Below are 13,896 nucleotides of genomic sequence, written 5' to 3' on the forward strand. Positions count from 1 at the left end.
GAATTTTAGGGAGAAAGACGAATGGATATGCTTGATTTGTATACGGATTATTTGATATGCCAGAACAAATATGCAACAGCGACTGGTTTATCAGAGCTATTGGATGGTGAATTTGCTCACGACAAGGTGACACGTTTTCTTCGACAAGAAGATTATGACTCCAAGTCGCTCTGGGGCTATGTAAAAAAACCTGTTCGAGAAAAAGAAGCAACTGGTGGTGTTCTGCTGCTTGATGACTCAATTGAAGAAAAGCCTTACATGGATGAGAATGACATCAACTGTTGGCATTATTCTCATGCAAAAGGTGTTGTTTTGAAGGGTATCAACATCCTAACCTGTATGGTTCGATACGATGATTTTAGTGTCCCTGTGGGTTATGAGGTTATCAAAAAGGATATTTCCTACAGTGATATCAAAACAAAGCAAGAACGAAGAAAATCATCCACCACCAAGAATGAATTGTTTCGAAGTCTCATTGACCAAGCAGTTAAAAATAACGTGCTGTTTGATTATATCCTGGCTGATAACTGGTATGGCTCGAAGGCCAATATGGCTCATATCCATAATGACCTTCACAAATCGTTTATCATCGGTATTAAATCTAATCGTACATTAGCTTTATCTGAAAACGATGCCAACAACGGGCGGTACCAACAAGTAAGAGCATTAGAGCATGAAGAGGATATAGCACACACAGTCTGGCTTAAGGGCCTAGACTTCCCAGTGAGGCTCCTGAAAAAGGTTTTCAAAAACGAAAACGGCTCAACAGGCATCCTGTATCTCGTTTCTAATGACATGACTAGCAGTGCCGAACGTCTTTATGAAGTCTACCAGAAACGGTGGCGAATTGAGATCTACCAGTCATACTACCTCCGTAAAAGTCAAATGAAAATTAATGAACCTTCGTTACTCGAGAATGATAAATCCACTGCCTGGGTTGATCCTTTAAAGATCGCAGCCTAGCAATTTCAATTTCATCCGCTGTAATCAACCAAACGCCGCCGTGCGATGTATTTGTATCACGTCGTGCTTTTAGTATTCCTTTTTGCATCCACCTATATAAAGTGGGCTCTGGGGTATTCGTTTTTTGTGACAGCTCTCTAAAAGTCCACTCGTTTAGTTGTCGATTTACTTGCTGTGAACGTGTTGTTTTATTACTACTGACCTTGCTACGAGATAACAAAGAATGAACCATATCAGCTTTAAATAAAGGGCTTCGTTTAGGAGGTTTCCAGCCCTCTTGATTTAAACTCTCAGCAATTTCACTAAATGATTTACCTTCATTACGAAGTAGTTCAGCACGTGTAATGAGTTCATTGTAATAACTGAGTTGCTCAAGCTTTGCAACGGGACGAATTAAATTTGCTTGTGTTTTATGACCACCTGCCCAATGGATTTCTACAAAAACTTTTTCTGTCTTACCTTCTACAGCTACAATAATACGCTCAATTAATAAGCGTATTATTTCTTGGCGCTCATCTGAAGTGGTTGTGGCTGCGGACCACAGCGCAGGAATATCCGATGCTAATTGACGAATGGCATCACGTTCAGAAGCAGTTAATGCTGCTGGTTGTTTGTCTAAAAATTGCGCATAATCACGTTTTAATTTTTCTTCAGCAGATAAAGCTTCTTCCCATTTTTTTTCTAGTGTTCTTACAACAAGACGATTTTCAGGCTCAGTTGCATTGTATTGTCGATAGGAACGCTCAACCTCATAACGTGCGCGTTCTAATTGCTTATCCCAATGGCCTAAAAGATTTTTTCGTTCTCGCTCAATATCTTCGGCAACTTGCAAGCTGATTTCTAAAGCAGATGGCTTTAATGCGTCTAAAATCTGCTCTTCTATTAGCTGATCTAATGGATTACCTACTAATGATTGACAAACAGGATCATGATAATCAACGGACATTCTGGTGCAACTATAACGCAATTTATTACTATTATTGGTGTAATAAGTAGACATGCGTAAACCGCATCGTCCACAGATGAGTAATCCTGATAATAAAGATGGCCCCTGACGCGGAACGCCAATACCTTGCATTGAATTTGCTTCCAGTTGTCTCTCGTTACGTTCATATTGCTCCCAAGTAATATATGCGGGAAGCTTATCTTTTATCAAGACCTCCCATTCAGAAGGCTTGGCAACTGTGCGTCCTGTTGCTGGGCGCCCAGGTTTTTTCTTTCTAGGATCAGTCGGCCTACGACCGTATACATACGCACCAGCATAAATTGGATTATGTAATAAATTACCTAATGTGGGGCGATTAGGACGACGCCATACAAGTTCACCTTTTTCTAACCCTATACGCACACGATCTGGCATAAGTAGTTTATTTTTAACAAAATAAGCAAGTACAGCATTGATCGTAGAAAATTTATCAAACAATTCAAAAACAAGGCTAATGGTTGATTGAACTTGTTCGTCAGGATCTTTAATAATTTCTCCAGAAGGACGTTTTATATATCCTCTTGGAAGTTGCATACCTAACTCTCCTCGACGAGCCTTTGCTTTTTTTCCTTCAACCATTCGTTGTTTGAGCACGTGTAATTCAGCTTCAGACATGGTTCCTTTTAGCCCCAGTAATAAACGATCATTATAAGAGGTTGGATCATAGACCCCATCGGAATCACCGATCAGTGTTCGAAACAAAGCACATACTTCCAATAATTGATACCAATCACGACATGAGCGTGCTAAACGAGACATTTCTATGCCTAACACAAGCCCAACGCGATCTAACCCAACTTCTGCAACTAATCGTTGGAATCCTGGACGACCTTCAGCATTTGAACCAGATCGCCCCAAATCATCATCAATAACAATAATTTGATCTCTTGACCAACCCAAAGCGTGCGCTTTTTCGACTAAACCATATTGTAACTTAGTCGACTCACCATGTCGCTCTACCTGCTGTAATGTCGATTGTCTTATGTAGACTATTGCTAAACGATCTTGATGGTAACCTTGTATCTTGGCATTCAACTGGGACCGTTGATGTATATTGTGGGATAGGACTGTCATTGATTATCTCCTTTTCTACTATATCCATTTTGAATTTCTTCAATGCTATCTGACCCAATAAACTGATTAGTCGGTTGCTTTTCTGTTTCGGTATTTGATCCAAATCCATAGGGCTCAAGCGAGTTACTCCTGTCACGATATTTAGCGAGCCATTCCACGATGGCTAACAACGCTGCACGCCCGATTCTCGGAAATTGACTTGATTTTGTCAAGTTGAAGTTTATAGATGTTTTATCGATGGAATATCGAAGAGTATCATAAATCAATAAAACAAAATGCGAGTCTTACAAGATCCCCTGCTCGTACTGTAAAAACTCAATCCAACCATATCTTTGCCTCAATTATCGCATACTGCAAACTGGAAATGCTTAAAATAAAAACAAAACTGAATCACTTTGCGATTAAATATAAATTGATCATCAGGGCTAACCAAATCGCATTGAAGGAATTAAAAAATATGGCAAGCTAAAACTGGTTGTGCGTAACATGAGTCATTAAATCAATCTTTCGTTTTGAAGTTGAAGCTTCTTTTATATTAAATTTTTCACAAGCATCACGAAGCCATTCTATTGCTCCAGGCTTTGCCCCGCCTCCATCTAGCAAAATAATAATGTGGGGTTCCATCATTTTTTCAGAACAATTTAAAAATAAATAAGGAAGCTTTTCATCAACACTCCCAGAAACTTGCTGCCATTTACATTCAATCCTAGTGTTTAGATTGTATGCTTTTGACATTAAAACAAATTCTGTAGCACTAGCGTGTTTATAAAGTCCTTCATATGGAACGTTTTTTAATAATAGTTCTTCACCATAGCTAGATGGATTTAATTTCCAATCTTTATAACGGACAACTGTAAACCCTTTTTTTGTAAGAGCAAACTCGACTAGTCCTTCGAGAACCCCTCCACTACTATTTGCATATGAACCACCTTGTTTCATAACATTGCCCCTAATCAAATAAGGCAAGCAATTCTCGTGCCCGTCCCCTTGTGCTTCCGTTGCAACTTATATTACGCTGCACGTCAAAACTGATGATGCTTGATCCTTGATATAAATTCTGTGTAAAAGCCGTATCATGATTAGATAAAATGACAGGAACGCCTTTGGACGCTAATTCTTTAGCTAGATCAACTAATCTTCTCTGGTCTTCTTGACCAAAGGCAGTGGAATGATATTTTGTAAAATTGGCCGATGCAGATAACGGTACATATGGGGGATCGCAATAAACTACATCTCCTTTAGTAGCTTCATTCATAATTAAACTATAGTCAGCACATTTAAACTCCGCCTTTTCTGCTTTTTGAATGAAAGCTAGCATTTCATTTTCTGGAAAATAAGGCTTTTTATAATCGCCAAAAGCCGTATTGAACTTGCCAGAACTGTTGTAACGGATTAGGCCATTAAAAGCATGTCGATTAAGGTAAAGAAATAATGCAGCCTTTAAGTGGGTGTCTTTAGTCGAATTAAACTCTGAACGCAACGATAGGAAAGTAGATTTTTTATTAAATTCATTACTAAAAAATTGCTTACAAAAATAAATAAAATCATGCTGTTCATACTTCAGATGTTCAAACAAATTAATGAGATCAGCATTGATATCAGCAAGAAGAAACTTGCCATAGTCCATATTTAAAAATACTGCTCCAGAACCTACAAACGGTTCAATCAAACGAGAGCCTTTTGGTAGGCTGCTTCGAATCTTATTTATTACCTGGAACTTACCGCCAGCCCATTTTAAAAATGGCTTAATATGAAATTCCTGTTCTTTCCCTGAAGTATTGTTTTTTGTCATTATTCATCCTTTTTATCTAATTTTAGTCTAGTTTAGAAAATTAGGATTCATTGATGTCCTATAATTAAACAGTGGCGCTCTGCCTTTTGTTATTTCAACATTGAGTGATTGCTTGACTACTGGGCAATTAAGCTCAAGTACCTAGGCTTGTTCCTAGCGAAATAACAAAAAGGAGTTTTTATGCTATATAGCAAAAAAACCGTTTTTGTAAGGCAACATTGGAGAAAGCTATACAGCGATCCCATTCATGTTCAGTCTTACTGGCGGTCACCTCCTAAGAGGTAAACTCTACTAAAGGCATTTGCGCCACCCATATTCCGATTAGATATACAACAAATTAGAGGTAAAAATTTAAACCAATAAGTTTGTTTTTGCTTACAAATTAAAATCGCCCTAGAAATTTAGCTGATTTATTTAATATGTAGTTTGATGAAAAATAAATTTAAATAAGAAGGTTAAAATTATGATAGATCGCTTAGGAACAAGAGATACCCCTTGCCCTTGCAGAGATTCTGGGTGGTAGAATTAAAAGCGAGTTAATGTCCAATCAGCATGCTGAAATAATGGAATAGGTTGCGTGCTTTTGAAGGTCCTAAGAACTCTTTTCCAGCCAACACCTGGCTGAGCATCATTGGACTGGCTTCAAGTATTTGGGCTAGCTCTTTACAGTTCAATTGACTGTAAGACAGGATATAATCAATCAAATACTTTTGAGTATCTTTTTTTAATTGAAACTTAACATCAATAATAGGTTCTGAAACCTCGATAAAACATTCCATGTAACATCCTCACTTTCATCTTAATACGGCATAGTCCAATTGAAAAACAGTAAACCATAGCCGTAATATCGATAAAATTAGTTTTTTTACATGGAGAAGATCACAGGTAAAATGCAACTTTGATTAATTTATTACCTTTTTGCCTCTCCTTAAGCGGTTGTTAGAACCTCGGATGGATCTGAATCTTTTGTTTGCTCAATAACGGGTCTGATTCTTTTCGCGATCAAGTAAAGAAAAATAGCACCTAATAATGCCCACATGCCCAGCTGGTTAAATACATGCAGGTAATCGCCATTGGATAGCAATGGATTCGTTGACTCACCTTGAGTCATAGCATTGGAAAAGTAATGAGATAACGATGCTGATACCCCTGATACCATCATCCAGGTGCCCATCAGCACTCCTTGTAATTGGGGTGGAGAAATTTTACCAATCATGGCATAGCCGACAGGCCCTATTAATAACTCTGCAATTGCTTGGGTGGTAAAATGGAGCATTACCCAATAAACACTCACATATCCATGTTTATTGGCAAAGAGGATACCGCTGGCAAGACAGAAGAATGAACCTGCTAATATCAGAAATGCCCATGTAAATTGTTTGGTTATTGATACATTGTATCCTTTTGCTTGCAGTTGTGTGAGTACAGTGGATAACAATGGAGCGCCAATAATGATCACAAGTGCATTGATATTCACAAGCCATTGAGTCGCTATTTCATAATGGTACAGATGTTTATCAACATTATTTTTAATGAATAGGGTTACACCCATTGGGCCTGTGAAGTAGATCATCCAGAACAGGATTGATGTTACTGTCAGGACTAGAAAAGTCATAATCTTTTGCTTATCCAAAGTCGATTTTTGTTGGTAACCAAGGTATAAAATTACAAAAAACATCATAACGCTGAGTCCTACTACAACTCCATTGCTGAACTGGGCTTTATGAAAACAAAGCAAGGTAAATGGGATAAGAGCTAATATAATTCCCCAGCCAAAAGATTTTTTTAAATTCAGGGAAGCTTTATTTGTAACTTTAATTAAGGGGGTATCGCGATCATTCAAATTCGACCAGTAACTCCACATAAGTAAAAGTGTGATTACGTTTGGAATTATGCTGGCATAGAGTAGTGTTTGATATTGATTGGAGTAATCAAAAAAGCCGCTTATGATATAGCCAGCGCAAAAGCCTACATTCATGTAGGAGTAGCTCAAGAAAAAGGCTTTATCTCTGCGGTTATCATCCGGCGCAAAGCGTTGTGTCAGTATGCTGTTGTATGCGGTAGTGTTTAAGCCACATCCTACCAGAAATAAACTCAGTCCAAGATAAAGCAAGGACTTAACTGAAAGTGCCAAAAGTAAAATACCAATCGTTTGTATGGCTGTGGTAATCAAAAATAAGGCTCGGTTACTTAGATATCGTCCACCAACCACTCCGCCGAGTAAATGCAGAACATAGTTAAATGCGAGAAATAACCCAACAATGCTATTTGAAAGAGCATTCGACAACCCTAATTGTTTAGTGAGAAACAGGGATAATGAGGAATATAGAATTGCATAAGAGAAGGTTGAAAATGCCTGTATTAAATACAGGGGCATGATTCCTTTGGGCATTTTTTCTGGTGACAACATATTTTTTCCCTAAAACTATTTTGGAAGGTGACTCTAACATTAAAAATGGATAAACTTAATCCCTTTCTACAATTATCCTGATTTTCAAGGGATGATAATTGATGTATGGGTGTTTAGGAATGAACAAAATTAGTAGAGTTTCATGGGATGAAATCAAGCATCAAGTAAAGCAAGTTAACGAATCCATATATCATGTCATTGAAGAAATTAAACCTGGCAATACAATCCCTTTCTTTATAGCTCGATATAAATTTGGTGAGCATTTCGGCATTAAAAATCATGCTTACCTACCGACAAGCAGTGGTCAAATGGAAAAGATTGACAGCAAGCATACCGATAATGAGTTATTCAATCATCTTGGGTATGGTAAAAATAGTCTACCCCTAGGCTTAATATTGGATAAGTTTTGCGAGTGGCATTATTTTGGTGAAAATGAACGCATCTTTCCGGACTGTGTTCAGGGACCTGGTGCAATTTTTAATATGCAGGTTATTTTTGATGAGGATCAGACTGTAGATAATAATGTGCTGTCTGTTTCTTCTGGTGCACTTTCATCCTTTTTATTGCCGAATATCGGTTGTAAAAGGAAGCATGCACGAATTCAAAAATATTTTAATGTCACTGCTCCGGCACCTAAATCGCCTTATGAACATTATCTAGTATTTAAAGAGATATTGAAGGATAAAAATACTATCGATAACTGGTATAGCGAGATTCTTTATTTTTCCGAGCAGTTTATTAATGAAGTCAAACATAATGATAAATGGCTTAAGCTGAAACTATATTTCTCAGAGTCATTAAGAAAAAAACTAACGCAAAATACCTATGATGCTTCTTGTAACGATTTATTTCTCAGTGCCAAAAGTATTAATCGTTTCAGACCTACGCCATTCATCATGGATACAGCAAAATATATTTTTAATATCTGTATGGGATCAGGTATTGGTGTGAAGCCGGCAATTGATGAACAATACTTTCCAGTTAAAACAATTCAGAAAATTTATAATGAATGTTACGACTTAGAATACACAGCGACAGTAATGGTCCCGTCCGCTTTGAATGGCCAGCCTGATAGTGTTTACTATCCCTTACAGTGTCCTTTTGCTAAGATTAATACATTTAAAACCAATCAAAGTAATAGTGCTTACAGTGAACTTGAAATGCTAAAAAATGTGTTATTGGCTTATCAATCGGAGTTTACTGCAGATAACAGTTCTGCTTTTGGAAGTCTGCTTTATCATGTAAGCAAACAAACGGAATTTTCTTTTTACCATTATAAATCTTCTAGTAATAAGAGTATTAATAGCTCTGAAGAATTAGGAGGTACTGATAACAGATTTGCTTTTTCCTATTGTAGCGATAGAACGCAATTTGCCAGTGATGCGAAGTTATTTAGAGGTTGCGTTAGATTAAGCAAACAATAAGGCTATATAGATGAGAATATTAGAAACAGAACGATTATTTCTGCGGACTTTTCAAGAAAATGATGTGGAATCATTAATTGCCATTAGCCAGGACGAAAAAGTCATGCAGTTTTTTCCTGCCATACCTACTCGAGAAGAAATCATTGCATTCATAGATAGAATAATTACACATCAAGAAGAAAAAAATTTCTCCCTATATGCTGCTGAAATTAAAAATACTGGTGAGATGATAGGTTTTGTAGGTTTGTTTACAGCAACATTTAAAGCTCATTTTACTCCTGCTATTGAAATTGGTTGGCGTTTATCTTCAAAACACTGGAACCAAGGTTATGCAACAGAGGCCGCCAAAGCAGTCCTTGATTATGCTTTTAGGAAACTAGATTTGGATGAAGTTGTCTCGTTTACATCCGAATTAAATAAGCCGTCTATTCGAGTAATGCAAAAGATCGGATTACATACCAATTCAGAAGATAATTTTGATAACCCTAAAGTACCGTCAGGTAGCCCTTTAATGGGGCATGTGTTGTATAGATTAAAACGATCAGAGTATTTATCAACTCAGTATTAAATCATCAATTTTCAGATTGAGTAATTTCAGGTATTTGTTGCTAATGGCCTTTTTTTCGATCGGTGGAATATATACTGTTGTTATTGAAGAAATAGCTGATAGTTCGAGATTACTAAGTTGTATCCATTCTATTCGGGAAGGGCAAGTAGGAAGAGAGGGTGCCTCATAAAGACAAATGGAGTAATCTGCTGGATAGTATCCACTTAGATAATCTTTTAAAATTGATAGGTTGTTAGTTTTTTTTCCATCAGTTCTACCAAAATTTGCTACCTGCCAAAGTATTAAATGCGCATGAATATCAATGCACCGTTCAAATAATACCAGCTCTGTGGCTTCAATTGAAAAACATCCTTGATCGCCTGGATCAATTTCTAGATCACTAAACAAGCAGTCTTGGGAAGATATTGCAGGTAAAATAATTGCTTCGCCATTATCCTGTTTAATTTGTCTCACGGCATTAAGTGCAGAATCTGCAAATACGGTAGGATGGCCGTAAAAAACAACGCATAAAATTGAAACCTTTTTATATTCTTCAATGATATGAGTTGTTAGTGCCTGATACGCTTCAACCCGTTTTTCGCTACTAAAATAGATAGAATCCAACGATTCAGAATTTTTCGCTTCTCGTTGAATCCAGTGTTTAAGGTTATCTTCATTAATGAGATAGAGTACCTTATCAGCACTTTGAATAACCCGTTTAGTTTCTTCGGTCAGATGAGAAATCGATTTTATTCCTGACCCTACTACTATTAGTTTATGCATTAACTCGCTTTATATTAACTATCTTATTGCTATCAGGCTGATACTGTTTTTGTATTGAGACTATTTTATTAGAATAAGCCTGCCTCTGTGTATTTTGATTAGTGTTTAACAATAAATTTTTGTGGCTTATCAAATACTCATTTCCTACAGCGGCTTCAAGTTCTTCCATTAAACTCATTTGATGTACCTTTTATTAAACTTTGATAGCCATTGTACAAATAAAATTCTTATAGGTATAGCCTAAAAAAACAATTGCAGTGATTTACTCATTATGCTCTAATAACTACTCGTATCGAGTAGTTATGATTTGAGAATTACAGGAGTTGAGAAGTCATGAGCAATATTCATCTAATCCCCCGTTTGATTCGCTTAAGAGATGCTCCTACCTATGTAGGTATGGATCGACACAGATTTAATAAAGACGTTAGACCAAATTTGGTAGAAATTCCGATGGGAATTCAGGGAATTGCATTTGATCGACTTGATTTAGACGCATGGGTCGACGATTATATACAGTGTAGTGGTCGTCCTGCGGTAACCAAGCATAGGAGTTTGGAACAATGGGACGAAAAAAATCGCCGGGTCTCTTCAAAAGAGGTGACTATTGGCACATCGATAAAGCGGTCTTTGGATGCAGAATTCGAGAAAGCACTGGTACGGGCAACCTCGAAGAAGCAGAAAAATACTTTACAAAACGTATAGAAGAAATAAGGCAAGCGAGTGTTTTTGGAGTAAGACCCAAACGCACGTTTATGGAAGCAGCCATTAAATTTTTGGATGAAAACCAACATAAGCGAAGCATTGATTCTGATGCAGGGCGTTTACGTGTTCTGGTTCAGTATATTGGTAAAATGCCTTTAGACTCGATTCATATGGGAACTTTACAGCCATTTATTGATGGGCGACGTCAGGATCAGGTTAAAACAAGAACGATTAACCATGGTCTAAAAATAGTTCGTCGAATTTGTAATTTGGCTGCAACCGAGTGGATTGATGAGTTTGGGCTGACTTGGTTGCTGAATGCCCCCAAAATTAAATTGCTGCCAGAAGATGATTTACGCAAACCTTATCCACTAAGTTGGGATGAGCAACATAGACTCTTTGCAGAGTTGCCTGTGCATTTAGAGCAAATGGCGCTATTTGCAGTGAATACTGGATGTAGAGAAAGTGAAGTATGTCACTTGCAATGGGATTGGGAAATTAAGCTTCCTCAATTGCCGCATCTGTTAGTGTTCATCATTCCCCCTGAAATGGTTAAAAATGGTGAAGAGCGCTTGGTAGTCTGTAATCAAACGGCAAAATCGGTAGTTGATAGCCAAAGAGGAAAACATAAACAGTTTGTGTTTACCTTTAAAGGCAATCCGATTACCCGAATAAATAATACAGGTTGGAAAGAAGCTCGTAAGAAAGCTGGTTTGGAGTTTGTGCGTGTTCATGATCTGAAACATACCTTTGGTAGACGATTAAGATCTGTTGGAGTGAGTTTTGAAGACAGGCAAGATCTGCTTGGGCATCGTTCAGGTCGTATTACAACGCATTACTCATCAGCTGAATTGCAGAATCTATATGAAGCTGGAAACAAGGTTTGCGAAAAGCAACAAAGTGGGGTGGTTCTCACGTTACTTCGTAATCCAAATAATAGAAAAGAAAAAGATACATCTCACGGACGTAAGGTAGTTAGTTTATGAGTTTGTGTCTACTGTGCCCCACAAAATCCCCACAATGGTTTTTGAGGGGTTGGGATAATCGATTGCAAGTTGTTGATTTTACTGACTTTAATTGGTGGGCCCACTAGGACTTGAACCTAGGACCAACGGATTATGAGTCCGCTGCTCTGACCAACTGAGCTATGGGCCCGGAGAGGGGGTCATTTTAAACTTAATTTGCTTAATGTTCTAGTTTTTTTTGTGATTTTTTTAGAGTGTTTTTCCTCTCCCATTAGGGAGAGGGGAGGGAAGGGAAAGAGGCATCACAAATTCCTTTTTCCTTCCCCTTAATTTGGATCACTAACCTTCATCGCCTTCTAAGAAGCTTCTCAGCTTTTCTGAACGAGATGGGTGGCGTAGTTTGCGGAGCGCTTTGGCTTCGATCTGACGAATCCGCTCGCGGGTTACGTCAAATTGTTTGCCTACTTCTTCCAAAGTATGGTCGGTATTCATTTCAATACCAAAACGCATGCGGAGTACTTTAGCTTCTCTTGGCGTTAAAGTTTCCAAGATTTCTAAAGTGGCTTCACGCAGACCTTCGGCGGTTGCCATGTCGATTGGCGATTCGATGTTATTGTCTTCAATAAAATCACCTAAGTGCGAATCATCATCGTCACCGACTGGGGTTTCCATGGAAATAGGTTCTTTGGCAATTTTTAACACTTTACGAATCTTGTCTTCGCTTAATTCCATTTTTTCAGCCAATTCTTCAGGTGTGGCTTCACGGCCAGTTTCCTGCAGAATTTGTCGGGAAATACGGTTCAGCTTGTTAATCGTTTCGATCATGTGTACCGGAATACGGATGGTACGGGCCTGATCGGCAATCGAACGAGTAATTGCCTGTCTAATCCACCATGTTGCATAAGTAGAGAATTTGTACCCTCGGCGGTATTCAAATTTATCTACTGCTTTCATCAAACCGATGTTGCCTTCTTGAATTAAATCAAGGAATTGCAAGCCACGATTGGTGTATTTTTTAGCAATGGAAATTACCAAACGTAAGTTTGCTTCAACCATTTCTTTTTTGGCGCGTCGTGCTTTGGCTTCGCCAATCGACATTTTACGATTGATGTCTTTAATTTCACCAATGGTTAAGCCGTATTCGATTTCGAACGCGACCAATCGAGATTGGATGCGCAAAATTTCCTCGGTATATTCCTCGATACGGACCATATCGAGTTTTTTGCCGTGTTTGCTGATAATGGAATTGAGCCATTCCATATCGGTTTCCTGACCTGGAAATGTATCAATAAATAGTTTCCGTGGAATACGCGCTTTTTCTATGCAAAGACGCATAATGCTGCGCTCAAATTCTCGAATGTGGTTACGCAACTGACGGAAATGACGTGTTAAGCGATCTACCTGTCTTGACGTTAGCTTGAGCTTTAAGAATGACTCAGACATGGATTCCAATGCTTTTTCGCTTTTAGCATGTTCTCTGCCAAATTCTTTTAAAGCAGCGGCAGCAACTTCATAAGTTTCACGTAATTCATCAAAATAAATTTTAGCTTGCTCTGGATTTGGGCCATCATCGACTTCTCCCAAACCGCCACCTTCGCCTTCTTCATCTTCTTCATCAGACAGCAGTAATTCACTCACTTGCTCTTCATCAAGCATAGAGCCAATACTCGAAGCAGGAGCTATTTCATCTTCCACATCAGAGAAACCACTGATAATTTCATTCAAACGAATTTCTTGAGCATTGAAACGATCGTAATCGTCAAGCACTAACTGGACCGTTTCTGGGTAATGAGCTAAAGACTTAAGGACTTGATAAATACCTTCTTCAATCCGTTTCGCAATGCGGATTTCACCTTCACGGGTCAACAGCTCGACGGTGCCCATTTCACGCATGTACATACGAACTGGATCGGTAGTACGACCCGTTTCTTTGTCGACAGAGGCCAGCACCATTGCGGCTTCTTCGATATCAGGTACTTCTTCAGTATTCAGCAGAAGTGCCAATTCATCATCACCGGGCGGCAATTCAAAGACTTTGATGTTCATGCCTTCAAGCATGCTGATAATTACATCAAAATGTTCTGTATCGACGATATTAGGCAGCAAGTCATTGATTTGACTGTAAGTCAAATAACCTTGCTCCTTGCCTAGGCTGATGACTTTGGTTATCTGTGAGCTTTGCTGTTCTTGATCATTCATGGTCATAGGCACTTCTCTAGGGACAATTGGATATTTCCTAAAAAACAATGGA

At 38.2% G+C, this 13,896-nt stretch carries 13 protein-coding genes and 1 tRNA gene; 5 read left to right on the top strand and 9 right to left on the bottom strand.

Features of this window, described 5'->3' with window-relative positions:
- The first annotated feature begins 21 nt into the window (after positions 1-21).
- Positions 22-963 (top strand): transposase, encoded by a 942-nt coding sequence (locus tag HBNCFIEN_RS03020; RefSeq protein ID WP_161503169.1) that lies wholly within the window; start codon positions 22-24, stop codon positions 961-963.
- Here the strand turns inward: HBNCFIEN_RS03020 and HBNCFIEN_RS03025 are convergent.
- From HBNCFIEN_RS03025 to HBNCFIEN_RS03045, 5 genes are all read right to left on the bottom strand, one after another.
- Positions 893-3,022, bottom strand: a complete 2,130-nt coding sequence (locus HBNCFIEN_RS03025) for a recombinase family protein (protein ID WP_051720933.1) — start codon at positions 3,020-3,022, stop codon at positions 893-895. The genes HBNCFIEN_RS03020 and HBNCFIEN_RS03025 overlap by 71 nt on opposite strands.
- Positions 3,023-3,487: 465 nt before the next feature.
- A complete protein-coding gene (locus HBNCFIEN_RS03030) occupies positions 3,488-3,961 on the bottom strand; it encodes a PD-(D/E)XK nuclease superfamily protein (RefSeq protein WP_042755087.1) in 474 nt (157 codons plus the stop codon).
- Positions 3,962-3,971: 10 nt separating this feature from the next.
- Positions 3,972-4,814 carry a Dam family site-specific DNA-(adenine-N6)-methyltransferase gene (locus HBNCFIEN_RS03035; protein ID WP_042755088.1) on the bottom strand — a complete coding sequence of 281 codons (843 nt, stop codon included), beginning with the start codon at positions 4,812-4,814 and terminating at the stop codon, positions 3,972-3,974.
- Positions 4,815-5,350: 536 nt separating this feature from the next.
- On the bottom strand, positions 5,351-5,593 hold the full coding sequence (locus tag HBNCFIEN_RS03040) for a hypothetical protein (protein ID WP_042755089.1): 243 nt from the start codon (positions 5,591-5,593) through the stop codon (positions 5,351-5,353).
- A 149-nt stretch (positions 5,594-5,742) separates the two neighbouring features.
- On the bottom strand, positions 5,743-7,224 hold the full coding sequence (locus HBNCFIEN_RS03045; protein ID WP_042755090.1) for a peptide MFS transporter: 1,482 nt from the start codon (positions 7,222-7,224) through the stop codon (positions 5,743-5,745).
- A 119-nt stretch (positions 7,225-7,343) separates the two neighbouring features.
- Here HBNCFIEN_RS03045 and HBNCFIEN_RS03050 point away from each other — a divergent pair, with 119 nt between their 5' ends.
- The gene (locus HBNCFIEN_RS03050; RefSeq protein WP_042755143.1) at positions 7,344-8,648 is read left to right on the top strand and encodes a hypothetical protein; all 1,305 of its coding nucleotides are present in this window, start codon (positions 7,344-7,346) and stop codon (positions 8,646-8,648) included.
- A gap of 10 nt (positions 8,649-8,658) precedes the next feature.
- On the top strand, positions 8,659-9,216 hold the full coding sequence (locus HBNCFIEN_RS03055) for a GNAT family N-acetyltransferase (protein ID WP_042755091.1): 558 nt from the start codon (positions 8,659-8,661) through the stop codon (positions 9,214-9,216).
- On the opposite strand, the gene HBNCFIEN_RS03060 is transcribed toward HBNCFIEN_RS03055, so the two are convergent.
- The gene (locus tag HBNCFIEN_RS03060) at positions 9,202-9,978 is read right to left on the bottom strand and encodes an SAM-dependent methyltransferase (protein ID WP_042755092.1); all 777 of its coding nucleotides are present in this window, start codon (positions 9,976-9,978) and stop codon (positions 9,202-9,204) included. The genes HBNCFIEN_RS03055 and HBNCFIEN_RS03060 overlap by 15 nt on opposite strands.
- Positions 9,971-10,156 (bottom strand): hypothetical protein, encoded by a 186-nt coding sequence (locus tag HBNCFIEN_RS03065; protein ID WP_042755093.1) that lies wholly within the window; start codon positions 10,154-10,156, stop codon positions 9,971-9,973. Before HBNCFIEN_RS03065 ends, HBNCFIEN_RS03060 begins: the two co-directional genes overlap by 8 nt.
- A gap of 155 nt (positions 10,157-10,311) precedes the next feature.
- Here HBNCFIEN_RS03065 and HBNCFIEN_RS17655 point away from each other — a divergent pair, with 155 nt between their 5' ends.
- Positions 10,312-10,680, top strand: coding sequence for a hypothetical protein (locus HBNCFIEN_RS17655; protein ID WP_019234437.1), 369 nt, complete (start codon positions 10,312-10,314; stop codon positions 10,678-10,680).
- A 50-nt stretch (positions 10,681-10,730) separates the two neighbouring features.
- Positions 10,731-11,666 carry a site-specific integrase gene (locus HBNCFIEN_RS03070; RefSeq protein ID WP_051720935.1) on the top strand — a complete coding sequence of 312 codons (936 nt, stop codon included), beginning with the start codon at positions 10,731-10,733 and terminating at the stop codon, positions 11,664-11,666.
- 92 nt (positions 11,667-11,758) lie between these two features.
- Here the strand turns inward: HBNCFIEN_RS03070 and HBNCFIEN_RS03075 are convergent.
- Positions 11,759-11,835, bottom strand: a tRNA-Ile gene (locus HBNCFIEN_RS03075).
- A 149-nt stretch (positions 11,836-11,984) separates the two neighbouring features.
- Positions 11,985-13,850 carry an RNA polymerase sigma factor RpoD gene (gene rpoD, locus HBNCFIEN_RS03080; RefSeq protein WP_182392626.1) on the bottom strand — a complete coding sequence of 622 codons (1,866 nt, stop codon included), beginning with the start codon at positions 13,848-13,850 and terminating at the stop codon, positions 11,985-11,987.
- Between the last annotated feature and the right edge of the window lie 46 nt (positions 13,851-13,896).

It is taken from the genome of Legionella sp. PC997 (assembly GCF_014109825.1).
Classification (GTDB): Bacteria; Pseudomonadota; Gammaproteobacteria; order Legionellales; family Legionellaceae; genus Legionella.

Excerpts from the sequence above, each read along its gene's own strand:
- HBNCFIEN_RS03070 (WP_051720935.1), top strand. The coding sequence starts at position 10,731 with ATGGAAGCAGCCATTAAATTTTTGGATGAAAACCAACATAAGCGAAGC.
- HBNCFIEN_RS03030 (WP_042755087.1), bottom strand. The coding sequence starts at position 3,961 with ATGAAACAAGGTGGTTCATATGCAAATAGTAGTGGAGGGGTTCTCGAA.
- HBNCFIEN_RS17655 (WP_019234437.1), top strand. The coding sequence starts at position 10,312 with ATGAGCAATATTCATCTAATCCCCCGTTTGATTCGCTTAAGAGATGCT.
- HBNCFIEN_RS03040 (WP_042755089.1), bottom strand. The coding sequence starts at position 5,593 with ATGGAATGTTTTATCGAGGTTTCAGAACCTATTATTGATGTTAAGTTT.
- HBNCFIEN_RS03060 (WP_042755092.1), bottom strand. The coding sequence starts at position 9,978 with ATGCATAAACTAATAGTAGTAGGGTCAGGAATAAAATCGATTTCTCAT.
- HBNCFIEN_RS03020 (WP_161503169.1), top strand. The coding sequence starts at position 22 with ATGGATATGCTTGATTTGTATACGGATTATTTGATATGCCAGAACAAA.
- rpoD (WP_182392626.1), bottom strand. The coding sequence starts at position 13,850 with ATGACCATGAATGATCAAGAACAGCAAAGCTCACAGATAACCAAAGTC.
- HBNCFIEN_RS03025 (WP_051720933.1), bottom strand. The coding sequence starts at position 3,022 with ATGACAGTCCTATCCCACAATATACATCAACGGTCCCAGTTGAATGCC.
- HBNCFIEN_RS03050 (WP_042755143.1), top strand. The coding sequence starts at position 7,344 with ATGAACAAAATTAGTAGAGTTTCATGGGATGAAATCAAGCATCAAGTA.
- HBNCFIEN_RS03045 (WP_042755090.1), bottom strand. The coding sequence starts at position 7,224 with ATGTTGTCACCAGAAAAAATGCCCAAAGGAATCATGCCCCTGTATTTA.
- HBNCFIEN_RS03035 (WP_042755088.1), bottom strand. The coding sequence starts at position 4,814 with ATGACAAAAAACAATACTTCAGGGAAAGAACAGGAATTTCATATTAAG.
- HBNCFIEN_RS03065 (WP_042755093.1), bottom strand. The coding sequence starts at position 10,156 with ATGAGTTTAATGGAAGAACTTGAAGCCGCTGTAGGAAATGAGTATTTG.
- HBNCFIEN_RS03055 (WP_042755091.1), top strand. The coding sequence starts at position 8,659 with ATGAGAATATTAGAAACAGAACGATTATTTCTGCGGACTTTTCAAGAA.